This window comes from Streptomyces sp. NBC_01016 (assembly GCF_026341035.1).
Taxonomy (GTDB): Bacteria; Actinomycetota; Actinomycetes; order Streptomycetales; family Streptomycetaceae; genus Streptomyces.
In genome coordinates, this window is sequence record NZ_JAPEOQ010000002.1 from 3129964 (window position 1) to 3156045 (window position 26082).

The following is a 26082-nucleotide window of genomic DNA, read 5'->3' on the forward strand; positions in this document are numbered from 1 at the left end:
TGTGCGACCTGTGCGGCCTGTGCAATACGTGCGATCTGTGCTTCGTGCGGAACATGAGTGAACCTCCACGGTGGGCACATGCAACATGCTCTAGCGGACTAGACCACCTTGGTGATGCAGTGTCAATGTTGCGTGAAGTAGCGGGAGTTCGAGCAGTTTCACGCATCGCGGTGCTCGGCTCCGCCGACTCCCATCGCGGCGCCGAGTACCAAAAGCCCTTGGGCTGTACGCGGGTTGACCCCGGTGAGCGCGTCGACGCGGGAGAGGCGGTTGTCGATCGTGTTCGGGTGGACGTGGAGCTGCTGCGCGGTCTGCCGCCGGTTGAAGTCGTTCGCGAAGTAGGCGCCGACCGTCGTCAGCAGGTCCGGCTCGGTGCGCAGCCGCTCCACGAGGGAGCGCAGGTGCGGGGCCGCCTCGCTCTCGTGACGGAGGTGGTAGGCGAACAGATGGTCGCCGAGCACGGCCACCTCGCCGGGGGCCACCGCAAGGGGGAGCAGCCGGCGGGCCTGCGCGGCAGCGGACGGGATCCCGGCGTGGTCGCCGGCGTGCGCGAAGCCGGCGGTCATGTCGATACCCGTGGCCTGCCGGACCCGTTGCAGCGCGGCGCGTGCCGTCTCCGGACCCTGGTCCGAGCCGCCCTGATCCGAGCGGTCGGGATCCGAGGGGACGAGGACGAGCCCGCCGTCCGGGTCGAGGGCGGCCAGGAGGTCCGCGGCGCCGGCGTCCTCGCTGAAGGCGCGGAGCAGTTCGTCGGTGAGCCGGTGCACCTTGCGGCGGCCGGCGAGGCGGCGCCCGAGCGCGTCCCCGATGGACTCCGAGGGGTCCGCGACGAACCGCAGCGCGAGCACCGTGTAGGAGTCGGCGAGCCGGATGCCGAAACGCGTGGCCGACTCGGTGGCCCGCTCGCCCGCCACCAGAGCACGCACCGTCGCCCGCCGGGCCTCACGCTCCTCGCTGCGGGAGGCCTGGAACTCCTGCTGGTGCGCGTCGAGCGCCTCGCGCGTCACATGGCGCAGCCAGCGCAGCAGCACCGCGCCCGCCTGCGGCGGCAGTTCACCGTCGGCGACCTGCGTCAGCTCGTGCCAGATCTCCTCGGCGCACAGGTGGTAGGCCTCCATGAAGTGTGCGGCGGGAAGCCCCTCCGCGCCCCGCGCGTGGGCGCGCTCGCGGAACAGCCGCAGCTCCTCGTCGCGGGGCTCCCGCAGTTCCCGTGCCATGCGGACGTAGAGCCGGGATCCCTCGCGGCAGGTGTGCGCCATGTGCCGGTGCAGATGCTCCGTCACGACGCCCTGGTAGTGCGGGGATCCGTCCACGTACCGGCGCATGATGCGGTCGGCCACCGCCGGTATGCGCCGCTCCAGCCTGTCCCACAGCCCTTGTGACATGTCACAGGAGGCTAGCCGAAATCCTGGTGACCAAGCGCTTACTCCCGGTGGTCGACGTCGGCACAGTGGGATCCGTCCGCGGTGGTCCGAGCCACAGGGAGTTGTCCGTTGGTGCCCGAAGTCATGCGTTGCGAGCCGCTGTTCCGGCCGAAGTCCATTGCCGTGGTGGGTGTATCGGCGTCCCAGGAGCTGTCATGGGGGCGCATCACCGTGAAGCGACTGCTGTCCGGTGGATACGAGGGTGATGTCTACGCCGTTACCAGGGGAGAGCTGACGCTGCCGGGCGTCCGGACCGTGGGAGCGCTCGCCGAGATCGGGCACGGCCCGGACCTGGTCGTGCTCGCGACTCCGGCGGCGACCGTGCCCGGGCTCCTGCGCGAAGCCCGCGAGGCAGGTGCGGGCGCCGCGATCGTCTACGCCTCCGGTTTCGCCGAGGAGGGCGACGAGCAGCTCCAGGACGAACTGCGTGCCGCGGCGGGTGACATGCCGGTGCTCGGCCCCAACTGCCTTGGTCTGGTGAGCCGTCCGGCCGGAGTGCAGGTGTCGACGACGGTGTTCCTGGACCGCGAGCGCAGCGAACCGGGCCCGGTCGCGATCGTCACCCAGAGCGGCGCGGTCGGCTTCGTCCTCGCCGACCTCCTGGAGCGGGCGGGCCTCGGGTACTCCTACTACGCCAGCGTCGGCAACGAGGCGTGCCTGTCCGTCGGTGAACTCGGCGGTCACCTGCTCGCGCAGCCCGACGTCGAGGTACTGGTCCTGTACCTGGAGGGGGTCCGCGACGCGGCTGGGCTGCGGGAACTGGGGCGCCTCGCCCGGCAGTCGGGGAAGACCGTCGTCGCGCTGACCGTGGGCCGCAGCGCCGCGGGCCGCCGAGCCGCCCTCTCGCACACCGCCGCCGTCGCCGGCGACCACCTGCTGCTCGCGTCACTTTGCCGGCAGGAGGGCATCCGGCTCGTGACCGACGACGACCAGCTCGTGGACGCGGTGCTGTGCGCCCGCCGGGGCATCCGACTCCCGCCCGCGCCACGGCTCGCGGTCCTCACCATGTCCGGTGGCGCGGGCGGCGTACTCGCCGACAACCTGACAGCGATGGGCGTCCGCATCCCCCCACTGTCGGCCGAGACCCGAAGCCGGCTGGCCGCGATCGGCGGCGTGGAGGCCACCGACGCTAACCCGGTCGACCTCGGCGGCAACCTGTTCCGCTGGATGGACCGCGTCGAGGACCTCCTGGGCGTACTCGACGAGGACCCCGAACTCGACGGCGTCGTCCTGTACTTGACGTTCGGCGACCTGTTCCCGGAGGCCTACCACCGTCTCGCGCGAGCGGCGAAGTCGATGCGCACACCGGCCTGGTTCGTGTGGGCGTGCGCACCGTCCGGCGAACTCGAACAGCTGGGGATGCCGGAGACGGTGGTTGGCAGCATGGGTGCGTTCCTGCGGCGGCTGCGTGTACTGGTCCCGGAGGCCGCGCCCGCCAAGGCCTTGCGGCAGGAGCGGCCCGCCGCGACGCGGTGGGCGTGGTCCGAGCTCCGATCCGCGCCGCTGACCGAGGCCGCGGGCATCGCGCATGTCCCGACCGTGTCCGCCGCGAGCGCGGACGGGCTCGTCGCCGAGGTCCGACGCTCCGGATGGCAGGGCCCCTATGTCCTCAAGGGCGACGCCGCCGACGTACCGCACCGCGCGCGGCACGGCCTCGTACGGGTCGGAGTCGAGGAGGGACAACTGGCGGAGAAGGCAGCCGAGTTGGCCCACCTACTGGAGACGGCGTCCACCGACCCGGGCCGTCGCCTGGTGTCTCAGCCGCTCCTGGAACACACCGCCGAGCTGGCACTCGGCGCGACCCACGACTCCGTCTACGGCACCGCCCTGCTGCTCGGTGCCGGCGGCGACCGGGCCGAGGACCCCGCAGCACCACGGCGCGGCCTGCTGCTGCCGGCCACCGACGACCAGATCCGCGAACTCGCGGACTGGGCCGCCTTCGTACTCGACGCACCCGCGGAGGCGACCGTGCGGGCCGTCACCTCCCTGACCCGGCTGCTGGACGAGCACCCCGGCATCGAAGAGGTCGACATCAACCCGCTGTGCGTCGTCGGCGACCGGCTGATCGCCGTCGACGCGCTGATCACACACCACGAGGAAGAAGGAGCCCGCAAGTGACCGACGACCTGCTCGAATACGCCGACCGTGTATGGCGCGGCGAGGCAAGCACGAAGGTCTACCACTCCGGCGAACTGCGCCGCGAAGGACTGCGCGAGGTCGCGGACGGGGTGTGGATGTGGCCGGCCTTCGGCAACGTCTACCTGTTCCCCACCTCCGACGGCCTGTTCTGCTACGACACCGGGGAGAAGCGCACGGCCGGCGATCTGCACGCCGCGGTCCGGGCCCGTACGGACGCGCCGCTGCACACCGCCGTGTACTCCCACGGCCACATCGACCACGTCTTCGGCGTGGCCCCCTTCGACGCCGAGGCCGCCGAGCGCGGCGCGCCCCGCCCCCTGGTCCTCGCGCACGAGAACACCCCGCCGCGCTTCCGCCGCTACGCCGCGACCGCCGGCTACAACGGCGTGATCAACCAACGCCAGTTCCAGCGCCCCGACTTCCGCTGGCCGACCGACTACCGCCACCCCGACGTCACCTACTCCGACCGCAGCAATCTCCGCGTAGGAGACCTCGACGTACGGCTGCGGCACGCGCGCGGCGAGACCGACGACGCCACCATCGCGTGGCTGCCCGAGCGCGGGATTTTGTGCTGCGGCGACTTCTTCATCTGGTCGTCGCCGAACCCCGGCAACCCGCAGAAGGTCCAGCGGTACGCCCTGGAGTGGGCGCAGGCCCTGCGATGGATGGCCGGTCTGGGCGCCGAGATCCTGCTGCCCGGCCATGGTGTGCCGATCGTCGGCGCCGAGCGCATCCGCACCGCGCTCAGCGACACCGCCGAGTTCCTGCAGGCCCTGCACGACCAGACACTGGCGGCCATGAACGCCGGGGCCACCCTGGACGAGGTCGTCCACGACGTCACCGCGCCCGCCGAGCTGCTGCGCAAGCCGTACCTCAAGCCGTCCTACGACGAGCCCGAGTTCGTCGTCCGCAACCTCTGGCGGCTGTACGGAGGTTGGTACGACGGCGACCCCTCCCACCTCAAGCCCGCCCGCCGCAGCGAGCTGTCCCGCGAGATCGCCCAGCTGACAGGCGGCGCGGACCGGCTCGCCGAACGCGCCCGCGAACTCCTCGCCCGCGGCGAGCACCGGCTGGCCGGCCACTTCGCCCAGCTGGCCGCCGACGCCGCGCCGGACGACAAGGACGCACACGCGGCCCGCGCGGAGGTCTTCGCCGCCCTGGAGAAGGCGGCCACGTCGACGATGGCCAAGGGCGTCTACGCCTGGGCCGCCGCCGAGTCCCGCGCCGTCCTCGCGGGCGACGACCTCGACAGCCAGCTGCGCGCGCGGACCGCGGGCCGTACCCGGTGGGCCATTTGACGAAGGAGAGTTGACGTGGACGTCCCCTCCGTACGACCCGCTTCGGAACGAACCGACTCCGCACAACCTGCTTCCGGACGAACCGACACACCACCCGCAGGACCACCGCGAGCGCATGAGGCGCGGGCCGGCAGTCCCCGGCGCGCCTGGCTGGTGACCTTCCTGCTGCTGGCCTTCATGCTGATCAACTTCCTCGACAAGGCCGTCCTCGGCCTGGCGGCGAAGCCGATCATGCATGACCTGGGGCTCAGCCCCAGCGAGTACGGGCTGCTCTCGAGCGGCTTCTACTTCCTCTTCAGCCTCTCGGCGATCCTCGTCGGGTTCGCCTCCGACCGCGTGCCCACGAAGTGGCTGCTCATGGCGATGGCAGTGGTGTGGGCACTGACCATGCTGCCGGTCCTCGCACCCGTCGGATTCGGCGTGCTGCTCGCCAGCCGTGTGGTCCTGGGCGCGGCCGAGGGTCCTGCCAACCCGGTCGCCATGCACGCCGTGCACAAGTGGTTCCCCAACGAGAAGCGGAGCCTGCCCACCGCGCTGCTCAACGTCGGCCCCGGAATCGGAGTGGCACTTGCGTCCCCGCTGCTCGTCGCGGTGATCGCCGCGTTCGGCTGGCGGTGGGCGTTCGTGTCACTGTTCGCGGTCGGTGTGGCATGGGCGCTGCTGTGGGCGGTCTTTGGTAAGGAGGGAGGCGTCTCCGACACCGGGGCGCAGCACGGGAGCGGGGCACCGGCCGCCGTGGCCGAGGAACCTCGCATCCCGTACCGCCGCATCCTGCTCAGCGGCACGTGGCTGGGCGGTTTCGTGGGGGCCTTCGCCGCCTACTGGGCGTTGGCGCTGCTGATCGCATGGGTGCCGCCGTACCTGGAGACCGTCCTCGGCTACAGCGCGTCCACCACCGGCACGCTGGTGGTGCTGCCCTGGATCGCGACGGCGGTGTTCAACCTCGGGCAGGGCGTGCTGACGCAGTGGCTGATGCGGCGTGGCGTCTCCAGCCGGATGGCCCGCGGCGTGCTCGGCGGGACCGGCATCCTCGTCGCCGGCATCGCGATGGTGCTGTTCCCGCTCGCGCCCGAAGGCGGGCTCCAACTCGCCCTGCTCACCGTCGCGTTCAGCCTGGGCGGGATCCTCTTCGCCATCGGCGTCACCGTCACCAGCGAGATCACCCCCGCTCGCCAGCGCGGCTCCGTCCTGTCGATCACCGTCGGAATCGTCACGACGGCCGGCCTGCTCGCGCCGTACGTGACCGGACTCGTCATCGAGGCCGCACCGGACCCGGCCGCCGGGTACGACCTGGCGTTCACCGGGGCCGGAGTGCTCATGCTGATCGGCGGTCTGCTCGCCGTGATCTTCGTACACCCCGAGCGCGACGCCCGCCGCCTCGGCCGCACTCACCCGTGATGCCGCAACTCGTGATGTCCCAGCCCGAGAAGTCCTAACTCCCGCCCGCACAAAGGAGTGTTGACCGTGCTCACCACGAAGCCCGACGACAATCCCCTGCTCGGCTCCCGAGAGGTCCACGTCGTCGCACCCGGCGTCTACACCATCGGCCTGCAGGGCAACAGCCTTGCCGTGGAGACCGATCAGGGACTGCTGGTCATCGACTCGGGACCCGCCCCGGCCGTCGTCCCCGAGGCCCTTGACCGGCTGCGCGAGCACACGGACAAACCTGTGCGCTGGATCGTCTACAGCCACGGCCACCTCGGCTACAACTACGGAGTACGAGGCTTCCTCGATGCCGCCGCCGAGCGCGGGGAGCCGCGCCCGACGGTCATCGCCCACGAGAACGTCGTGCGCCGCTACCGCCGCTACCTCGAGACCGCCGGACTTCAGAACCACATCAACACCCGCCAGTTCCGCAAGCCGGTCGAGGCCTTCCCGGCCGTGCCGCCACTGACCTTCCCCGACGAGACGTACGGCGAGTCCCTCACGCTGGGCAGCACCGGCCGCACCGTCCGGCTGCTGTGGGCCCCGTCGGAGACCGACGACGTGACCGCCGTGTGGCTGCCGCGGGAACGGATCCTGTACGGCAGCGCCGCCGTCATCAACGGCATCCCGAACATCGGCACACCGATGCGGACCATGCGGGACGCCGTCCGCTGGGCCGACACCCTCGACCGGCTCGCCGCGCTCGAACCGGCCACCGTGATACCGGAGTTCGGCCCGGTCATCCGCGAGGGCAGCGCCGAACAACTCACCGCGACCGCTGCTGCCCTGCGCTGGCTGCGTCGCGCGGTCGTCGACCGCCTCAACGAGGGCAGGTGCGCGGACGACATCGTGCACGAACTCGACTACCCCGCCGAGCTGTTCGACGTCCCCTGGATGCGGGAGGCGTACGGCCACCGCGAGTACATCGTCCGGGACATCGTGCGCTCCGAGACCGGCTGGTGGGACGGGAACCCGACGACCCTGCACCCCTCGCGACCCGCCGTCGCCGCCGCTGCCCGCGCGGAGGCGATCACGGACAAGCAGGCGGTGCTCGACCACGTGGCCCGGCTGCGGGACGCGGGCCAGGTGCAGGAGGCCCTGCACGTCGTCGACCTCCTGGCCCTGGCCCCTGGGGACGCCCCCGAACTCGCGGCCGCGCGCGATCTCAAGAGCGAACTGTGCGCCCTACGGGCGAAGGAGGCCACCAGCTACGTGTCCCGCAGCTTCTACCGTGTGACGGACTGAACGGCTGTCGCATGACGGGCTGAACCGCCGCCGCGCGACGGGCTGAACCGCCCGCTCGGCGAGCTGCAACTCAGCCGAGCGTCAGCCTCACCTGCACCGGCAGATGGTCACTGGGGAACTGGCCGTTCTTCTCATACGTGTTGATGGACGCGGAGTGCACGGTTACGCCCGGTGTGGCGAGGATCCAGTCGATGCGGTCGCCGTCAGGGACGAGCGGCTTGTAACCGTGGAACGTGGCGTAGAGCTTGCTGCGTTGGGCGGCCGCGTCCCAGGTGTCCTTGAGGCCCGTGGCGAGGAGCTGGTCGTAGACCGGGTTGCCGTGCGCGGCCACGTTGAAGTCGCCGGTCATCAGCAGCGGCAGGGACTTGTCGAGCGCCGCGATCCGCGAGGCGATCAGCTCCGCCGACTTCACGCGGGACACCTGGACCTGGTGGTCGAAGTGGGTGTTCAGCACGTAGAACTCCTTGCCGCCCTCGGTGAGGTCGGCGAAGCGCACCCATGTGGCCATCCGGATCACCGAGTTGCCCCAGCTCTTCGAGCCGATCAGCTCCGGGGTGTCGGAGAGCCAGAAGTGGTCGAACTCGACCGGGCGCAGGCGTCGCGTGTCGTAGAAGACGGTGCCGAACTCGTCCCGGCTGCCGCCCGCTCTGCCCGTGCCGATCCAGGCATAGTGCTCACCCAAATCGGCGTGAATATCCTGGAGTTGGTGGTACAGGCCCTCCTGGGTGCCGATGACGTGCGGCCGCTCCTTGCGGAGCAGTTCGCGCATCACCGGGCGGCGGTCGGCCCAGGAGTGGGGCGAGGTGTCGGAGGCGTAGCGGAGGTTGAACGTCATGACGTGCAGACGCCCTCCGCGGCCCGACGTCGCGGCGCCCGCGGGCGCCGCGACGGTGGTGGTCACCGCCGCGGCGGCGGGAAGCGCCGAGGCCACGGCGAGTACGGCACGCAGTCCGTGGCGGCGCGTGAGGCGGGGGTGCTCGGTCATGGGTCCTCCTGGTGCGTCGAGGTCTGGGCAGGGGACCCACGGTGGCGGGCTCGGGTGAGGCGGAGGTGAACGCTCGGCGGCGGTGGATGTGACGTCTGTGGGCCCTTGACTCCTAAGTGCCCAGGGGCTGTTGGCGTGAAGCGGGGGACGGGGAACTATGCGCGGGGCGGGGCGGCCTCGTGGGAGCGGGTGGCCGCGAGGCTGGAGAGGAGCTTGAGGCGCTCTTCGGAGGTGGTGCCGGGTTCGGCCGAGTAGAGCGTCAGGTCGTGCACCGCGCGGCTCGCCATCGGCAGATCCAGGGAGAGGTAGGAGAGTTCCAGGTCACCGACGTCGGGGTGGCGCAGCCGTTTGATGCCTTCGTGGCGGATGCGGACGTCGTGGGCGGCCCACTGGGAGCGGAACTCGGGGCTCAGCGTGGACAGTTCACCGATGAGTTCGCGCAGCGCCCGGTCGTGGGGCTCGCGGCCGGCCTCGGCGCGCAGCAGGGCGGTGGTCGCGACGGTGGCGGCGTCCCAGTCGACGAAGAAGTCCTGCGATCCGGGGTCGAGGAAGATGTAGCGGGCGATGTTGGGGCGGCCCTGCTTGTCGGTGGTGGGGCTGGCGAACATCGGTGTGTGCAGGGCGTGGGCCAGCGCGTTGTGGGCGATGACGTCCTGGCGGCCGTTGCGTACGAAGGCCGAGGACATGGTCATCGAGTCGAGCATCCACTGGACGCGCGGCGGCACGGCGACATCTCGGCGGCGGGACGGCGCCCGGCGGGCGGGCCTGGCGGCGCGGGCCAGGTCGAACAGATAGGTGCGCTCGTCCTCGTCCAGTTGCAGGGCCTGCGCGACCGCGGCGAGCACGTCCTCGGACACGCCGCCGATGTGGCCCTTCTCCAGCCGCGTGTACCACTCGGTGCTGACACCCGCCAGCACGGCGACCTCCTCGCGCCGCAGCCCGGGCACGCGCCGCCGGGCGCTGGTGGGCAGCCCGGCCTGCTCCGGGGTGATCCTGGCGCGTCGACTGGCGAGAAAGTCCCTGATCTCGCCGCGGTGGTCGCTTCGCTCGTCCATGCGTTCCACGGTAGCCATGGGCGGCCGCCGAGGGAGGTCGAGCTTGTACCCCCTATAAACGCGACCTTCCCCACCTGCGGAAACACCGGTTTCGTGGAACCAGCACGGCACAGAGGCGCCGCGAACAGGCGCTGCACGGAGTCACCCCACGGAGTTGATGCATGAGTACGCGAGGAGGAACCCTCCACGCCCCCACGGACGGCCGGACAGCCCAGACCCGGTCGGCGCCGTCGGCCCGCCTCCCGCTCGTCGTGTACGTGCTGGCGATGGGCACGTTCCTGATGGGCACCACCGAATTCGTGGTCGCCGGGCTGCTGCCCGAGATCGCGGGAGACCTGCAGGTCGGCGTGGCGCGGACGGGACTCCTGATCACCGTCTTCGCCGTCGGGATGATCGTGGGCGCGCCGCTGATGGCGATGCTCACGCTGCGGCTGCCCAAGCGGTTGACCTTGATGCTGGCCCTGGGGGTCTTCGCCGTGGGCCACGTCGTCGTCGCCCTCGGCTCCAGCTTCCCGCTGCTGCTCGCGGCCCGGTTCCTGACCGCGATCGCCACGGGCGCGTTCTGGGCCGTGGCCAACGTGGCCGCCGCGAACGCCGCGGGACCGGCCGCGAGCGCCCGCGCCCTGGGCCTCGTCGGGGCCGGGGCGATGCTCGCCAACGTCGTCGGAGTGCCGCTGGGCGCGTTCGCCGGACAGGCCATGGGCTGGCGCGGCCCGTTCTGGGCCCTCGCGGCGCTCGCCGCCGCGGCCGTCGTCCTGATCGCCCGCACCGTCCCGCACGACGGCCCGGACCGGCACGGCGGATCGGTCCGCTCCGAGCTGTCGGCGCTGCGCTCCGGACGGCTCTGGCTGGTACTGGCGGCCTGCGCCACCACGACCGGCGGTGTCCTGGCCGCGTACTCGTACATCGCGCCGCTGCTGACCGGCCGGTCCGGCCTCGCCTCCGGGTACGTGCCGCTGGTCCTGGTCGGCTTCGGCCTCGGCGCCCTCGCCGGGTCGCTCGTCGGCGGACGCCTGGGCGACCGCCGCCCCCACGTGGTGACCATCGTCGCCCCGGCCGGGGCGACACTCCTGCTGCTGGCGATCTGCCTGCTGGCCGGCTCGGCCCCGGCGACGGTCGTGCTGGTCGCCCTGCTGGGCTTCTTCGGCCTCGGCGCCAACCCGGTCCTGATCGCCCTCGCGGTCCGCTACGCCGACCGGGCCCCGGCGCTGGCCTCCGGCCTGACCGTCGCGGCCTTCAACCTCGGCACGGCCGTCGGATCCTGGGCGGCCGGGCTCTCGCTGACCGGCCCGCTCGGCACGACCGGCCCCGCCGTCGTCGGCACGGCCGTCGCCGCGCTGACCCTGATCCCCGCGATCATCATGGGTCTCAGGAGCCATCGCCGCCCAGCGCAGACGCGTGCCTAGTCAGCGGCTCCGGGCCGGACGGACACCGCGTCCCCTGGGGCCCACCACACCGAACACACCGAACACGGAACGAGGAGACCCACCATGCGTGGAGTAGTGATGCACAACGCCGGCGACGTCCGAGTGGAGGACCGCGAGGACCCGAAGATCCTCGAGCCCACCGACGCGATCGTGAAGCTGACCGCGACCTGTATCTGCGGCTCGGACCTGTGGCCGTACCGCGGGATCGAGCCCGTCGACCACACGCTCATGGGGCACGAGTACGTGGGTGTGGTCGAGGAGGTCGGTGACGCGGTCGAGACCGTCGGGCCCGGGGACTTCGTCGTCGGCTCGTTCGTCATCTCCGACAACACCTGCGAGATCTGCCGCGCCGGGTTCCAGTCCAAGTGCGTGCACGCCGAGTTCGTGCACGGCGGGATCGGCACGCAGGCCGAGAAGGCCCGCATCCCGCTGGCCGACGGCACTCTCGTCGCCACCCCGGGCCAACCCGCCCCGGAACTGATCCCTGCCCTGCTGGCAGCCTCCGACGTGCTGGGAACCGGCTGGTTCGCGGCCGTCGCAGCGGAGGCGGGACCCGGCAAGACCGTCGCGGTCGTCGGCGACGGCGCGGTCGGGCTCATGGCCGTCCTCGCCGCCGGACAACTGGGCGCCGAGCGGATCATCGCGATGTCCCGCCACCCGGAGCGGCAGAAGCTGGCCCGCTACTACGGTGCGACCGACATCGTGGAGGAACGGGGCGACGAGGGCGTAGCGAAGATCAAGGAACTCACCGACGGCCTCGGCGCGCACTCCGTCGTCGAGGCGGTCGGCACGCAGGAGTCCTTCATGCAGGCCGTGGGCGCCACCCGCGGCGGCGGCCACCTGGGATACGTCGGCGTCAACCACGACGTCCGGATCCCCGGCATCGAGCTCTTCTTCGCCGGCATCCACACCCTCGGCGGACCCGCTCCCGTACGCCGTTTCCTTCCCGAACTGATCCAGCTGATCTGGAACCGGAAGATCGACCCCGGCAAGGTCTTCGACCTCACGCTGCCGCTGGAGCAGGCCCCCGAGGGCTACAAGGCGATGGACGAGCGACGGGCCACGAAGGTCCTGCTTACGCTGTGAACGCTGTGACCCCCTACGGAACGCTGTGACCACCAACGGACGGAGTACACGCACATGTCCCTGATCCTGGTGACGGGAGCCTCCACCGGCCTCGGACACGCGACGGCGGACGAGCTGGCCGGGGACGGGCACGACGTGGTCGTGCACGCCCGGACCCCGGCGCGCGTCGCCTCGCCGTCCGGGGCGGGCCGTTGGGCGGGCGTGGTCACCGGGGACCTGGCCGAGACCGGCGAGATCCCCGAAGTCGCCCGGCAGGCCGCGGAGTTCGGCCGATTCGACGCGGTCATCCACAACGCGGGCACCATGCACGCCCCCGAGTCGGCCACGGTCAACACGGTCGCGCCGTACGTACTGACCGCCCTGATGGACAAGCCGTCCGCGCTCGTCTACCTGAGCAGCTCCATGCACCGGGACGGTTCCACCGACCTCACGCGGCTGACCGACGGCACGGCCACGTACAGCGACACCAAGCTGTGGGTGACCGCGCTGACCGTGGCCCTCGCGACCCGCTGGGAAGGGACGGCCGCGCATGCCGTCGACCCGGGCTGGGTCCCCACCCGCATGGGCGGCCCGGCGGCCACCGACGACCTGACGGCCGGTCACCGCACCCAGACATGGCTGGGCACCCACACCGGCGTCACCCCGCCCACCGGCGGCTACTGGTACCACCGGCACACCGAGGACCCGCACCCAGCGGCGCGGGACCCGCGGTTCCAGGAACGCCTCCTGCGGGCGCTGCGGGACCTGACCGGGGTGGCGCTCGACTGAGTCTCGACCGAGTGCGGCTCGCGCACCCCGTCCTAGGACGGAAGTCGCAGGTCGGAGGTCGGTCGACAGGAGGGTCGTGACACCACAGGGTGGGCGATGTGATGTCTCGTGACTTCGATGTGGACACGTTCCTGCGACAGCCGCTCACCGCACGCCTCGCCACCAACGGCCCCACCGTCCGCCCGGTCTGGTTCCTGTGGGAGGACGACGCGTTCTGGGTGCTGACGGGGCCGTGGGCCCGACTCTTCGACCGGGTGAAGGACGACCCCCACGTCGCGCTCGTCGTGGACGAATGCGACGTCGCGACAGGGCGGGTTCAGCAGGTGATCGCCAGGGGCCGGGCCGAGCTCGTGCCGTTCGACGTGCCGCGGGGGCGCCGCAAACTGGTCCGCTATCTGGGAGCGGACGAGGCGCTGTGGGACGAGAGGTTCGTGGACTATCTCTACGACGAGCCGAGCGAACGCGGCACGACGTGGCTGAGGTTGAAGCCCGTCTCGCTCACGGCCAAGGACCTCAGTTACGTCGCCGCGCCGTCCTGACGGCACTCCAGCGAAGGGCGGCTGAGATGGTCGGGACGCAGCGCCGCACCGTCCCGACCACCCTCGCCAGGTGGAGACATCAGTAGATGTTCGCCGCCACGTCCGCGCCGTCCTCACGGCCCGCGTTGATCTGCGCGCGCAGCGCGATCTCGTCGTACACGCGGACCTCCTTCACGATGCGGCCGTCCTGGATCAGGAACTGGGAGACACCGAGCACCGTGACCGGCTTGCCGGTGAGCGGGCCGAAGGCCGGGATGCCCTTGTACGTTCCGTGCATGGTCCAGGTCACGGCGACGCGCAGACCCGCGTAGCGCTCCGCGTAGTGGGTCTGGACGTCCCGTACGGCGAAGCGCGCGTCGGGGAAGGGGCCCACCATCTCCAGCAGATCGGCCTGGTAGCGCTCCGGGCGGATGACGGTGCGGTCGCCGATGGTGTGCAGGAAGAGGTCGCGCGCCATGAAGTCGTTGACCTTGTTGAGCCGGCGCTGCGACCAGACCTGCTCGATGAAGTCCAGGACCATCTCGCACTCGGGACGGAAGTCGTCGGGGCGCGGACCGCTGACACCTTCCAGGAGCACGTCCTTGGGCGGCTCCTCCGTCATCGACCCGGTGTAGCCCTGGAACTGGATGCCGCGCGCGGCCTCGTCCGGATCGATGCCGAGCTGCAGGCAGTCCGCGAGGTCGTCGCGCACGACCCACTCCTCGACCATGCGGCCGCGCCGGTAGAGGCAGTTGGCGACCGTGCGCTTGCGGACGCGGATGTTGCGGCCGTCCACGAGGTGCTCGTCGGCGGAGAAGACCAGGTGCGAGCTGAGGAACGCGTCGTCGCCGCGCGCCTCCCACACCACGTCCTCGGCCTGGCCGATGTGGCCCGGCACGGCGGCCATCCGCATCGTGCTGCCTTCGATGACACCATCGCGGCCGACGACCGTGCCGAGGCTGGCGTGAACGATCGAGTCGGGCTCGTAGTTGGCGACGATGTGTTCGATGTCGCGCTGGACCCAGATGCGGTCGGTCACCTCGCGGATGAACTCGTCGGGGTCGTTGTAGGGCTCGTACGCGACGGGGTCAAGGGCCATGGTGGTTCTTCCGTTCCAGTGCTGAGTGAATGCGTATGTAGCGTGACTGATGTGTGGTGTGTCGGGCAAGGGGTCAGGGCACGCGGGATCAGGCCGGCTGTGGTGTCTCCTGGCGCGGGAACTTGTCCGCGCCCAGCTGGCTCCGGTACGTCTCCGTCATGAAGCCGGTCACGACGACGAGTGCCAGGACGGCGCCGACGCCCAGGTAGGCCCACACCGCGTAGATCGTGTCGAAGGTGTCGACCAGCAGCGTCGCCACGAACGGGGTGATGCCCATGAAGATGGAGAACGAGCTGTTGTACGCGATGGCGCTCGCGCTGAACCGGGTGCGGGTCGAGAAGAGTTCGGCCGCGCAGACCGTGATGATGCCGGTGAGGAAGAACTCCGGTACCAGATAGATGAGTTGGCTGGCGACGGCGGCGCCGAAGGTCCCGTGGTCTCCCACCCAGAACGCGAGCGGGACGAGGACGATGCAGGCGATGGCGCCCGTGATGAGCATCGGCTTGCGTCCGATGCGGTCCGAGAGCTTGCCGGCCAGCGGCAGCAGCGGGATGAGGACGGCGATCGAGATGGCGTTGGATGCCAGGCCCATCCAGCGGGGCAGTCCGAGCGTGTTCGTCAGGTACTGCGGATAGAACGTGACCCACGTGTAGGACAGGATCGCGCACATGATGGAGATGCCGCAGTAGACCAGGATGGGACGCCACTGCGAGCGAAGGGCCTCGAGCACCGGCGACTTGACGACGTTGGTGCCGTCCTCGGTGGCCCGCACGAACTCCGGGCTCTCCGAGATGCGGCTGCGCATCCACAGGCCGATCAGGCTGAGCGGGATCGCCAGCAGGAACGGGATGCGCCAGCCCCACGAGTCGAGCTCGGGACCCTCGAACACCCAGCTGGTCAGCGCGGCGACACCGGCACCGGCGAGCGTGCCGACGAAGCAGCTGTTGGAGGCGTACGAGGTGTAGTAGGCGCGCCGGTTGGGCTCGGCCCACTCGACGATGAATGCCACCGCGCCGACGTACTCGCCGCCGGAGACGACGCCCTGGACCACGCGGAGCGCCAGGAGCAGGAGCGGCGCCAGGATGCCGACCTGGTGGTACGTGGGCAGGACCGCGACGAGGGCGGTGGACGCGCCCATGGCCACCAGGGTCCACAGCAGCGTCTTCCTGCGGCCCACCCGGTCGCCCCAGCGGCCGAGGAGGGTCCCGCCGAGGGGGCGGACCAGGCACGCGATCGCGATGATCGCGTACGTGCCGAGCACCGCCACGGTCTTGTCGCTCTCGGGGAAGAACGCCGGGGCCATGATCGGCGCCATGTAGCCGTACAGGCCGTAGTCGAACTGCTCGACGAAGTTGCCGACGCTGCCCGCGCCGATGGCCCGGCGAATCGCGCTCCGCTTCTCCGCTTCGTCGGGGGCGGTCGCTGGGGTTGTGCGAGGTGGCGCTGCAGAGGACATGGCTGCTCCGATCGCGCGGCGGATGAGGGGTGCGAATGAGGGGGAGGTGTGCATACGTGCGGGTGTATGCATACGTATGAACTAGGGTTGAACGTTAAGGTTCCGGGGGTGGACCGTCAAGAGGTGCGGACGGGTCCGAGGAAGGTGTGTCACGACGAAGGTGTGTCACGGTCCGGACGGTGCGCGAGGGCGCCCATGGTGTCCATCAGTACCTGCGCCATGTTGAAGACGATCAGCCGGGATCCGGCCTCCTCGGCGGCCTGCGCCGCTTCGAGGTGCGGGACGATCGTCATCACCGTGCGACCGTTCTTCGCGGTCGCCCGATGTGCCTCCTGTACAAGGCCGTTCACGACCTCCGGGGCGGGGAAGCCGCAGTCCGCCGCGAGGTCCGCGGGGCCCACCAGGACCGCGTCCACGCCCTCGGTGCCGGCGATCTCGTCGGCGGCGGCGCAGGCGCGCTGCGTCTCGATCATCGGGATGACCAGCGTCTCGCGGGACGCGGCCACATGCTCGGCCGCGGTGACCGTACCGAACCGCCCCGACCTGCTGTACGTGGCGAAGCCCCGCTCGCCCCAGGGCGGATAGTGGCTCGCGGCCACGGCCCGCCGGGCGTCCTCGGCGCTGTCCACGTGCGGATGGATGAGACCGGCCGCGCCCAGGTCGAGGGCGCGCAGCGCCAGCGCGGGCTCGGCGGTGCCCACACGCACGATGACGTCGATCCCGTGGGCCTGCGCCGCCAAGATGTGCTGCTGGAGCAGAGCCATGTCCGCGGGCCCGTGCTCGCAGTCGATGACCACGTAGTCCAGACCGGCGACGCCCGCCATCTCCACCAGCGTCTCCGACGGCAGCCGCAGCAGCCCGCCGCGCAGCGATTCACCGTCCGCCAGGCGCTGCTTGAGGCTCCGGCGCGGGGTGCGAGGAACCGTCATCGTGCCACCATCCCTGCCGAGAGATCGATATCGGCGCCGCACAGGCCACGCATCCGCAGCATCGCCGTCACCGCGTCGCCCACCTCTTCCTCGGTCACCATCCGCCCGAGCGCGGCACGTGACACGAAGGCCTCCTCGGCCTCGGCGTAGCTGCTGCCCGTGCGCTCGGCCTCCAGACGGAAGTTGCGCTCCATGCGCGGACCCGAAACCGGTCCGGGAGACAGGGAGTTGACCGTGACACCCTGCGGTCCCACCTCGCCCGCCAACGTCGTCGTCAGGCCGATGACCGCCATCTTCGACGCGCAGTACGGTGTGCGGCGCAGCAGCGGCCGCTTGCCCGACACTGAGGCCACGTTGATGACATCACCGGAGCCACGACGTGTCATGGCGGGAAGGAACGCCCGGCACATCAGGAACACACCGCGTACGTTCACGTCGAAGACCTCGTCCCACTCCTCGGGCGAGATGTCGGTCAGCGGCGCCACGGGGCCCGCGACGCCGGCGTTGTTGACCAGGATCGATATCTCCTCGTCCGCGAGGGCCGAGGCGAGCGCGTCGACGTCCGCGGGGCGGGACACGTCGCAGACCTGGGGGACGACCCCGGGCCCGAGCTCGTCGGCGGTGCGCTTCAAGGAGTCCACGTTGCGCCCGGTGATCACCACGCGGGCGCCGTCGGCCAGCAGGGACCGGGTGATGGCCCGGCCCAGGCCGCTGCCACCGCCGGTGACGAGTGCCGTCCGCCCGGCGAGTGGTGCTTCCGTACGGGAGGTCATGCGCCCGCCTCCTCGTTCCACGTCAGGGCCTTGTCGCCGTACTTCGCGGCGCGTACGTCACCGGAACGCGCGTGCCCCTCGAAGAGCTCGACGCGGGCGGCGCGCCCGCACACCTCGCCGAGCAGCGCCGACGAAGCGGTGTCGGTGACTTCCTGGTGGGTGACCGTCTTGAGGTACTTGCCGACCCACAGACCGCCCGTGTAGCGGGCCGCGCCACGGGTGGGCAGCACGTGGTTGGTGCCGATGACCTTGTCGCCGTAGGAGACGCAGGTGCCCTCGCCGAGGAAGAGTGCACCGTAATCACGCATCTTGTCCAGAGCCTGGCGCGGGTTCTCGGTGAGTACCTCGACGTGCTCGCTCGCGTAGGAGTCGGCGATCTCGAAGGCCTCGTCGAGGGTGTCGGCCACGACGATCTCGCCGTGGTCGCGCCAGGCCGGCCCGGCGAAGTCCTTCGTCGGCATGCCGGGCAGCAGCCGCTCGATGTGCCGCTCGACCTCGCGCCCCAGCTCCTCGGACGTGGTGACGAGGACGGCGGGGGAGTCCGGGCCGTGCTCGGCCTGGGACAGCAGGTCGACGGCGACCACGAAGGGGTCCGCGTGCTCGTCCGCGATCACCAGGATCTCGGTGGGGCCGGCGAACAGGTCGATGCCGACCTCGCCGAACAGCTGACGCTTGGCCTCGGCCACATACGCGTTGCCGGGCCCCGCCAGCATCGGCACGCCGCCGATCGTCTCGGTCCCCACGGCCATCGCCGCGACGGCCTGGACACCGCCCAGCAGGTAGATCTCGTCGGCGCCCGCCAGGTGCATCGCCGCGACCGTCGCGGCCGGGATCTCGCCCCGGATGGGCGGGGTGCAGGCGACGACCCGGGGCACGCCCGCGACCTTCGCGGTCACGATCGTCATATGGGCCGACGCGGTCAGCGGGTAACGGCCGCCGGGCACGTAGGCGCCGGCAGAGGCGACAGGTACGTGCCGGTGGCCGAGGCGCACGCCGGGCAGTGTCTCGATGTCGACGTCGAGCATCGAGTCCCGCTGGGCCTGCGCGAACGTACGCACCTGCTCCTGCACGAACCGGATGTCGTTGAGGACCTGCTGCGGGACACCGGCGACGATGCGCTCGATCTCCTCGGGCGACAGACGGAAGGACTCCGGGCTCCAGTTGTCGAACTTCTCGGAGTGCTGGCGCACCGCCTCGTCGCCGCGCTCGCGGATGTCGTCGAGGATGGCGCGCACCCGGTCGGCGACGTCCGCGCGGGCGGCGGTCACCTGGGCGGCAGGGACGGGGGACTTGAGATGTCGGGGCATGAGGGCTCTCCTCAACTCGATTCTTTGGATACGGGGTCGGTGCTCAGGCGGCGGCGGCCGCGGCGACCAGGTCCTGCAGCGCCGCGCCCACGGCGTCCGGCCGCTGCCACGGCACCAGGTGCCCGGCGTCGGGAAGTTCGCGCATACGGGAGTGCGGCAGGGCCTCGGCGATGGCGTGGTGGAAGGCGGGCGGGCAGAGCGTGTCCCGGCCGCCCGCGAGGACGACGGAGGGGCAGCGCGCCGAGCGCAGCGCCGTGAACGCGTCCTCGCGGGTGGGCTGGGCGGCGAGCTGGGCGCGGGCGGCATCGGGGCCCACGGCCTGCGCCATGCGGCGGTAGCGCTCGGCGTCCGCCGCGGTCGGGCGGCGGTCGGGGAACATGTCCGGCAGCGTGCGCTCGACCACCTCCGCGAACCGGCCGGCCGTGACGAGATCGTCCAACTCCCGCCAGGTGGCGTGCTGTTCGGATCGAGGGGCGCCGGCGTTCGTCGCCATCACGCACAGTCCGGCAATCCGCTCGGGTGCCCGCCGCAGCGCCTCGAACCCGACGATGGCCCCCAGGCTGAGCCCGACGAGCACGAACGGGCCTTCCACCGCGGACAGCACGTCGTCCGCGAGCGCCCCGATGTCCGGCTGCGTCAGCGCGACGTGGTGGACGTCGTGGCCCTCGGGGAAGGTGACGTCCGACCACAGGCTCGTGTCGCAGAGCATGCCGGGGACCACGACCAGGGGCAGCGGCACGCCGGTCACCAGCGACGCGCGGAGCGGGGGAGCAGCGCGTACGGGGCGACGTACCCGTTGTGGTCCAGGCCCAGGCCCGCGTCGGCGGCGGCCTTGAGGACCTCCTCGTCCCACTCCAGGCGGACGCGGCCGTCCCCGGAGTTGACCACCAGGAGGTCGCCCTCCTCCTCGCCGACGTTGCGCACCGTGCGCCAGGCGTCCTGCGGTACCGACAGCATGTCGCGCGGGCCGAGGCGCACCGAGACCGGGTCGGTGCGGTTGAGCGTGACCTCCCACTCGCCGTTCTTGACGATGAGCGTCTGGGTCTCCTGCTGGCGGTGCTGCGAGACACCCTGGCCGGGCTCGGCGCGCAGCCAGGCGACATTGTGGCCGTGCGGGTTGAACACACGCGGGTCCTGGTGCGGGTCCTCGGTCATGCCGTAGCCGATGACGCAGCTCAGGCGCGCCCCGCCGCCGGGCAGGGAGCTGTCGATGAAGGGGTGCTCCGACCACACGAGCTCGTCGGCCGCGGCGACCCGGCGCTTCATCTCCTCGGCGCTGTAGTGGCGCAGCCGGTCGATGTGCTCCTGCGCCATCGGCGTGACCCGCTCGGACTCCGCCGGCAGCTCGTCCCCGGCGGCGGTGTCGACGAGCTGGTTGTCGGCGCTGAGGTACAGGCCGTGCTCTGCCGCCTCGCGCAGGACCGAGGGGCCCCAGATGATGCCGCCGGTCCTGTCATGGCCGAGCACGGTGAACAGCCAGCCGTCGTCAGGGCCGGTGTTGGTGAAGCCGCGGAAGATCCAGGTGGGGATGGACGCGATGTCTCCGGCCCTCAGGAGCAGTTCACCTTCGCTGCCGTCGGCGCCCCAGCGCAGCAGGTACTCGCCGTCGGTGCAGATGAACACCTCGGCGGTGTAGTGCAGGTGCAGGTTGTTGGTGATGCCGTGCGGCATGGCGGCGGCGCCGATGTTGTAGCCGTGCGGCAGCCGCAGGTTGACGTGCTGGCCGGAGGACTGCGAGACGCCCGGCCCGATCATGGCGTAGTTCTCCTTCCGGTCCGAGCCGGGCGTACGGCAGTCGATGAAGGCCTGGTTGCAGGAGACGAAGTCGCTGCGGCGCACCGTGCGGCGCTCAAGGTCGGGCGTGGACACGACGACATCGGGCATGGGGGCTCCCTGGTGGACAAGCATGAATGGAATACGTATGCATTGCCATGACAGGCCTCCGGGGTGTGTCCTGTCAAGGGGGTAGAAACGAATTTCGCTGCGGTCGACGGGCGCGCCGCGATCAAGGAATCGGGCGGAGACATACGTATACGGGGTGGCGTACGTATACTGTCCGGGCGCGGTGCTGGTTCCGGGCGGTACGAGGTGTCGACGAGGAGAGAGACATGGCGATCACGAGTCACGACGTGGCGAAACTCGCGGGTGTCTCGCAGCCCACGGTGTCCCGCGCCCTGCGTGACGACCCCCGTGTCTCGCAGGCCACCCGCGCGAAGATCAAGCGGGCCGCCGAGGCGCTCAACTACGTACCCAGCGAAGCGGGCCGCACGCTGTCGACCCGGTCCACCCACCGGGTCGGCGTCATCGTCACCGACATGACCAACCCGTTCTATCCGCATGTCGTCGCGCCGCTCCACGACGAACTGGAGCGGCTCGGCTACCGGATGATGCTGCTCACCGAGCGCTCCGACGAGGCGGTCGCCGAGGAGAAGCTCCTTGACCAGTCGCTCGACGGCGTCGTGCTCGCGACCGCCACCACCGACTCGCGGCTGCCCGCCCTGCTGGAGCGGCGCGGCATGCCCTACGTGTTCCTCAACCGGGACACCGGCAGGTCCGGCGACTTCGCCTCCGTCGTCGACAACGAGGGAGGTGGCCGCCTCGTCGCGCAGGAGCTGGTCGGGCTCGGCCACCGCCGCATCGCGGGCATCTTCGGCGCGGCCAACACCACGACGGGCCGCGAGCGTGAGCTGGGCTTCCGGCTGGCCCTGGCCGACGCCGGCATCGGGCTGCCGGACGACCGCGTGGTGCGTGGCGCGTTCGAGTACGAGACCGGGTACGCGGCGCTGCCCTCGCTCCTCAAGGCGGCCGAACCGCCCACTGCCGTCTTCTGCGGCAACGACGTGGTCGCCATCGGTGTGCTCAACGCCGCGCTCGCGGCGGGCGTCAAGGTGCCCGACGACCTCACCGTCATCGGCTTCGACGATCTGCCCATGGCGGCCTGGGAGGTCTTCCGGCTCACCACCGTCCGGCACGATCTGGGTGAACTCGCCTGTCAGGCGGCCCGGTTGCTGGCCCGGCGGATCGCCGGGGAGGTCGACGCGGACGGCGAACGCCTGGTCCTGCCGACCGAGTTCGTCCCGAGAGCCACCCACGCCAAGGCCCGCTGAACCCTCACGACCCGGAGGTCGCGCGGACGGGCTCGGTGGTCGCCGTGGGCGTCGCACCACGTCGCTGTCGCACCACACCCACGGTGGCCAGCACCGCGGCGAGCCCGAGCGAGAGCCACAACTCCAGCCGGTGGCCCGGCAGTACGGCCATGAGGACCAGTACCCCGGCGATGAACGCGATGGTGGCGAGCGTCAGATAGGGGAAGCCCCACATGCGTACGTCGGTCGGACGGTCGCCCTTGCGGCGCACGGCGTACTGCGTCAGCGCGATGACCATGTACATCATCAGGGCGATCGCTCCGCTGGAGGCGATGAGGTACGAGAACACGTCCGGCAGCAGATAGTTGGCGATCACCGCGGCGATGCCGACGACTGTCGACGCGAGCACCGCATTGCGGGGCACACCGTGCGGTGAGGTGCGGGCGAATGCGGCCGGGGCGTCACCGCGCCCGGCCAGCGAGAACAGCATCCGTGAGGCCGTGTAGACGGCGGAGTTGAGGCAGCTGCACACGGCGACCACCAGCACCACGTCCATGATCCGGGCGGCGCCCGGGATGTTCATCCGGTCCAGGACCGCCTGGTAGGACCCGGCCCCAAGGTCGTCGGCGTTCCAGGGCACGAGGCAGACCACGACGAGGATCGAGCCGATGTAGAAGAGCCCCAGACGCCACACCACCGCGCGGATCGCCTTCTTGATGTTCTTGCGCGGCTCCTCGGACTCCGCCGCCGCGATGGTGACGATCTCGCTGCCCTGGAAGCTGAACATCGCGGTGAGCAGTCCGGCCAGGATCGCCGTGACACCCTGCGGGGCGAAGCCGCCGTGGCTCCAGAGATTCGACACACCATGGGTGTCGGACCCGGGCAGCACCCCGAGCACCGCGAGCGCCCCGAGGACCAGGAACGCCACGATGGCGACGACCTTGATCAGCGAGAACCAGTACTCGAACTCGCCGTAGTTGCGCACCGCCAGCAGATTGCTGCCCGTCAGCACGAGGATCACCGCGAGGGCCGGTATCCAGCTAGGGATCGAGGTCAGCCCCGCGACGACCTCACCGGCCGCGATGGCCTCGATGGGGATGACCAAAATGTAGAACCACCAGTACAGGTACCCGATCGAGAACCCGGCCCAGCGGCCCAGCGCACGGTCCGCGTACGTGGAGAAGGAGCCGGTGTCGGGGTTGGCGACGGCCATCTCGCCGAGCATCTGCATGACGAGCACCACCAGGGCGGCGGCCAGCAGGAACGAGACGATCACGGCCGGACCAGCGGTGGCCACGGCGGCCGACGAGCCGACGAAGAGACCGGCGCCGATCACCCCGCCGATGGAGATCATCGTGATCTGGCGGCCCTTCAGGCCCTGGGTGAGCGTCGCTCCCGCGGCGGGGGACGGCTCAGGAGGAGGGTGTTGCATGTGAGGATCCTTGGCTCGCGGACGAGGTGGGAGCCGCGCCGCGCCTGAACGGCACGCAGGGTCCCGGAAGAGGGGTGGGCCGGGGACGGACGCCGATGACGACGTCGCCCCCGGCCCGGCGGTGGGAGGAGCGGTCAGAGCTGCTCGCGCAGCGCGGCCGGCACGTCGTCGAACGCGCCCGAGGTGCGGCCGATCTCGTCGATGCGCAGCGTCGCGGTGGCGCCGTGGGCCGCCAGGCCCTCGAAGGCGGAGATCCGCTCAACTGCCGGGGCCAGCGCGGCCGTTCCCTCCTTAGCGGCCCGCTGGTACGTCAGCGGCTTGAGGAACCGGGAGACCGACAGGCCGGCGTTGTACCGCGCGGTCTTGCCCGTCGGCAGCACGTGGTTGGTGCCGGCGATGCCCTTGTCCGAGTACGCGACGGTGGACCACGGACCGATGAACAGCGAGCCGTAGTTGGACAGGTTCTCCAGGTAGAAGTCGTCGTCCTCGGTGTGCACCTCGAGGTGCTCGGGGGCGATGACGTCCGCGACGGCGACGGCCGCGTCCCGGTCCTCGACCACGATGACGGAGCCGAAGTCACGCCAGGCCGGACCGCAGATGTCGCGGGTGGAGAGGGCGGTGAGCTGGCGCTCGATCTCGGCGATCACGGCGTTGCCCATCCGCTCGGACGTGGTGATCAGCGCGGCAGGGGAGTTGGGGCCGTGCTCGGCCTGGCCCAGCAGGTCGGCCGCCACCCACACCGGGTCGGCGCTGTCGTCGGCGATGACCGCGACCTCGGAGGGTCCCGCGAGCAGGTCGATGCCGACCTGGCCGAACAGCTGCCGCTTGGCCTCGGTGACGAACGCGTTGCCCGCGCCGACCAGCATGTCCACCGGCGCCTCGCCCAGCAGCCCGAAGGCCATCGCGCCGAGCGCCTGCACACCACCGAGGGCGAACACCCGGTCGGCGCGGGACAGATAGGCGCCGTACAGCACCGCGGGGTGGGCGCCGTGCTCGCCCGACGGCGGCGTACACGCCACCACGGTGGGCACACCGGCCGTCTTGGCGACGTTGACCGTCATGAAGGCGCTGGCGAGCAGCGGGAAGCGGCCGGCCGGAAGGTAGGCGCCGACGCGGGAGACCGGCACGTACCGCTGGCCGCCCTTCACGCCGGGGGCGAGCTCGATCTCGAAGTCCGTCAGGTGCTCGCGCTGCGCGGCGGCGAACCGGTGGGTGCGCTCGTAGCCCATCTCCAGGGCGGTGCGGACGTCCGGCGGCAGGGCGTCGCCCGACTTCTTCAACTCGCTTGCGGAGACCTCCAGTTCGCTGGACCAGCCGTCCAGCTCCTGGGCGTAGGAGCGCACCGCGTCCATGCCCTTGCGCTCGATTTCCGCGAGCATCTCGGAGACGCGCTCGACCACCTTCGGGTCGCGCTGGGCGGGCGGGCCGTCGACGGACGGCTTCTTGAGCCACTGGAGGGGAGGGAGGGCTTGGGCTTCGTCGTGCGTGATCTGCATGGCGAGGACGCTAGACGGGCTTCTGCCACAGGACTAGAGGGGCGATTCCTGTCCCATCCACAGGGTTTTCCTGCATGTCACCACCGCCCCTCTCGCAGGCCGCGTGTGAGAGGGGCCGCGGTACCTGTCACAGGCCGCGTGCGAGCGTCACCGCGATCCCCTCACAGGCCGCGTGCGAGGCGGATCTCGCGCAGGGTGTCCTCGGCGATGCGGGCCAGTTCGCGGGTGGCGCGGGACAGCGGGTGCCCCCGGCGCCGTACCAGCGCGATGGTGTCGTAGAGGGGGTCGGCGAAGCGGGCCGTGTGCAGCCCTGCGGGGAACGCCGGACTGTCGACCACGGCGCGGCTGGCGATCGTGTCGCCGACCCCGGTGGTCACCAACTTCAGGGCCGCTTCCACGTGTTCGAGCTCGATCAGCGGTTCGATACGGACGCCCGCGAACTGCGCGCGTTCGGCGAGCTGCCGCCGCGTCGGGTCCTGCCAGCCGTAGTGGGCGTCGTACAGGACGAGGGGTGCGCGCGCGAAGTCCTCGATGGTCACCGGCGCCCGGGTGCGTTCCTCGCTCGCGCTGACGTAGTACACCTCGTCGCGCAGTAGCGGCGTCACCTGCAGCTCCTCGTCGTCGATGGGGAGCACCACCAGGCCCGCCTCGATGCGTCCGGCCGCCACGGCCGCCGCGGTCTCGGCGGAGTTCTGGCCCACGAGCCGCACCCGCACCGACGGATAGCGGGCATGGAACAGCTGCACCAGGTTGGACAGCAGGTAGTAGTCCGCGTTGCGCAGGACTCCGAAGGTGGCGGTGCCGCCGCCGAGCGAACCGAGGGAGTGCACGGCCCGGGTGCCGCTGTCGGCGGCCTCCACGGACTGCTGGGCGTAGGGCAGCAGCTCCTGCCCCGCCGAGGTCAGCGCGAGGGTGCGGCTGCCGCGCACGAACAGCTCGGCGTCCAGTTCCGCCTCCAGGCGGCGCACGAGTTCGGAGGCGGATGCCTGGGCGATGTCCATGGCCCGCGCCGCGGCGGTGAACGACCCGAGCCGCTCCGCTTCGACGAAGGCCCTCAGCTGGTTGAGGGTCATGCGGCCACAGGCTAGTCCTGTGCCTGCCGCAGGGGACAGGGGGGTTGTCCGATGGTGGGTG

22 protein-coding genes are annotated in these 26082 nt (G+C 71.0%); 9 read left to right on the forward strand and 13 right to left on the reverse strand.

All coding sequences use genetic code 11. The features are described from left to right. Nucleotides 1–158: 158 nt before the first annotated feature. A complete protein-coding gene (locus OG746_RS41000) occupies nt 159–1385 on the reverse strand; it encodes a PucR family transcriptional regulator (RefSeq protein ID WP_266724028.1) in 1227 nt (408 codons plus the stop codon). Between the two features lie 111 nt (nt 1386–1496). Between OG746_RS41000 and OG746_RS41005 the strand changes: the two genes are divergently transcribed. From OG746_RS41005 to OG746_RS41020, 4 genes are all read left to right on the forward strand, one after another. Further along, nucleotides 1497–3542 (forward strand): acetate--CoA ligase family protein, encoded by a 2046-nt coding sequence (locus tag OG746_RS41005; RefSeq protein ID WP_266724029.1) that lies wholly within the window; start codon nt 1497–1499, stop codon nt 3540–3542. Beyond that, nucleotides 3539–4861, forward strand: coding sequence for an alkyl sulfatase dimerization domain-containing protein (locus OG746_RS41010; RefSeq protein ID WP_266724030.1), 1323 nt, complete (start codon nt 3539–3541; stop codon nt 4859–4861). The genes OG746_RS41005 and OG746_RS41010 overlap by 4 nt, the downstream gene beginning before the upstream one ends. A 153-nt stretch (nt 4862–5014) precedes the next feature. Next, nucleotides 5015–6259: an MFS transporter gene (locus OG746_RS41015; protein WP_266724032.1), complete on the forward strand. Its 1245-nt coding sequence runs from the start codon at nt 5015–5017 to the stop codon at nt 6257–6259. Nucleotides 6260–6325: 66 nt separating this feature from the next. After that, nucleotides 6326–7531: an alkyl sulfatase dimerization domain-containing protein gene (locus OG746_RS41020; RefSeq protein WP_266724033.1), complete on the forward strand. Its 1206-nt coding sequence runs from the start codon at nt 6326–6328 to the stop codon at nt 7529–7531. A 70-nt stretch (nt 7532–7601) separates the two neighbouring features. Here the strand turns inward: OG746_RS41020 and OG746_RS41025 are convergent, their stop codons facing one another. Both OG746_RS41025 and OG746_RS41030 read right to left on the reverse strand, forming a co-directional pair. Then, the gene (locus OG746_RS41025; RefSeq protein ID WP_266724034.1) at nt 7602–8516 is read right to left on the reverse strand and encodes an endonuclease/exonuclease/phosphatase family protein; all 915 of its coding nucleotides are present in this window, start codon (nt 8514–8516) and stop codon (nt 7602–7604) included. A 155-nt stretch (nt 8517–8671) separates the two neighbouring features. Then, nucleotides 8672–9571 carry a helix-turn-helix transcriptional regulator gene (locus OG746_RS41030; protein WP_266724035.1) on the reverse strand — a complete coding sequence of 300 codons (900 nt, stop codon included), beginning with the start codon at nt 9569–9571 and terminating at the stop codon, nt 8672–8674. 161 nt (nt 9572–9732) lie between these two features. Here OG746_RS41030 and OG746_RS41035 point away from each other — a divergent pair, with 161 nt between their 5' ends. The 4 genes from OG746_RS41035 (at nt 9733) to OG746_RS41050 (ending at nt 13391) form a co-directional block, all read left to right on the forward strand. Next, nucleotides 9733–10977, forward strand: a complete 1245-nt coding sequence (locus OG746_RS41035; RefSeq protein ID WP_266724037.1) for an MFS transporter — start codon at nt 9733–9735, stop codon at nt 10975–10977. An 84-nt stretch (nt 10978–11061) separates the two neighbouring features. After that, nucleotides 11062–12084, forward strand: coding sequence for a zinc-dependent alcohol dehydrogenase family protein (locus OG746_RS41040; protein ID WP_266724039.1), 1023 nt, complete (start codon nt 11062–11064; stop codon nt 12082–12084). A gap of 54 nt (nt 12085–12138) precedes the next feature. Next, nucleotides 12139–12852 carry an SDR family NAD(P)-dependent oxidoreductase gene (locus OG746_RS41045; protein WP_266724040.1) on the forward strand — a complete coding sequence of 238 codons (714 nt, stop codon included), beginning with the start codon at nt 12139–12141 and terminating at the stop codon, nt 12850–12852. A gap of 101 nt (nt 12853–12953) precedes the next feature. Then, nucleotides 12954–13391: a pyridoxamine 5'-phosphate oxidase family protein gene (locus tag OG746_RS41050; RefSeq protein ID WP_266724041.1), complete on the forward strand. Its 438-nt coding sequence runs from the start codon at nt 12954–12956 to the stop codon at nt 13389–13391. Nucleotides 13392–13470: 79 nt separating this feature from the next. Here OG746_RS41050 and OG746_RS41055 read toward each other — a convergent pair whose 3' ends face one another. The 7 genes from OG746_RS41055 to OG746_RS41085 form a co-directional block, all read right to left on the reverse strand. After that, complete coding sequence (locus OG746_RS41055; protein ID WP_266724042.1) at nt 13471–14469, reverse strand: nuclear transport factor 2 family protein; 999 nt, start codon at nt 14467–14469, stop codon at nt 13471–13473. A gap of 88 nt (nt 14470–14557) precedes the next feature. Further along, the gene (locus OG746_RS41060) at nt 14558–15925 is read right to left on the reverse strand and encodes an MFS transporter (RefSeq protein ID WP_266724044.1); all 1368 of its coding nucleotides are present in this window, start codon (nt 15923–15925) and stop codon (nt 14558–14560) included. A 149-nt stretch (nt 15926–16074) separates the two neighbouring features. Further along, nucleotides 16075–16854 carry an HpcH/HpaI aldolase family protein gene (locus OG746_RS41065; RefSeq protein ID WP_266724046.1) on the reverse strand — a complete coding sequence of 260 codons (780 nt, stop codon included), beginning with the start codon at nt 16852–16854 and terminating at the stop codon, nt 16075–16077. After that, on the reverse strand, nt 16851–17627 hold the full coding sequence (locus OG746_RS41070) for an SDR family NAD(P)-dependent oxidoreductase (RefSeq protein WP_266724048.1): 777 nt from the start codon (nt 17625–17627) through the stop codon (nt 16851–16853). The genes OG746_RS41065 and OG746_RS41070 overlap by 4 nt, the downstream gene beginning before the upstream one ends. Continuing rightward, entirely contained in the window at nt 17624–18934 is a 1311-nt protein-coding gene (gene hisD, locus OG746_RS41075) for a histidinol dehydrogenase (protein WP_266724050.1), read from the reverse strand. The genes OG746_RS41070 and hisD (OG746_RS41075) overlap by 4 nt, the downstream gene beginning before the upstream one ends. Before the next feature lie 43 nt (nt 18935–18977). Continuing rightward, entirely contained in the window at nt 18978–19673 is a 696-nt protein-coding gene (locus tag OG746_RS41080) for an alpha/beta fold hydrolase (protein ID WP_266724052.1), read from the reverse strand. A gap of 5 nt (nt 19674–19678) precedes the next feature. Continuing rightward, nucleotides 19679–20818, reverse strand: coding sequence for a cupin domain-containing protein (locus tag OG746_RS41085; protein ID WP_266724054.1), 1140 nt, complete (start codon nt 20816–20818; stop codon nt 19679–19681). Between the two features lie 224 nt (nt 20819–21042). Here OG746_RS41085 and OG746_RS41090 point away from each other — a divergent pair, with 224 nt between their 5' ends. Beyond that, nucleotides 21043–22041: a LacI family DNA-binding transcriptional regulator gene (locus tag OG746_RS41090; RefSeq protein ID WP_266724056.1), complete on the forward strand. Its 999-nt coding sequence runs from the start codon at nt 21043–21045 to the stop codon at nt 22039–22041. A 4-nt stretch (nt 22042–22045) separates the two neighbouring features. Here the strand turns inward: OG746_RS41090 and OG746_RS41095 are convergent, their stop codons facing one another. The 3 genes from OG746_RS41095 to OG746_RS41105 form a co-directional block, all read right to left on the reverse strand. Further along, on the reverse strand, nt 22046–23452 hold the full coding sequence (locus OG746_RS41095; RefSeq protein WP_266724058.1) for an amino acid permease: 1407 nt from the start codon (nt 23450–23452) through the stop codon (nt 22046–22048). Between the two features lie 134 nt (nt 23453–23586). Beyond that, nucleotides 23587–24948, reverse strand: coding sequence for a histidinol dehydrogenase (gene hisD, locus OG746_RS41100; protein WP_266724060.1), 1362 nt, complete (start codon nt 24946–24948; stop codon nt 23587–23589). Nucleotides 24949–25109: 161 nt separating this feature from the next. After that, entirely contained in the window at nt 25110–26021 is a 912-nt protein-coding gene (locus OG746_RS41105) for a LysR family transcriptional regulator (RefSeq protein ID WP_266724062.1), read from the reverse strand. Nucleotides 26022–26082: the final 61 nt, after the last annotated feature.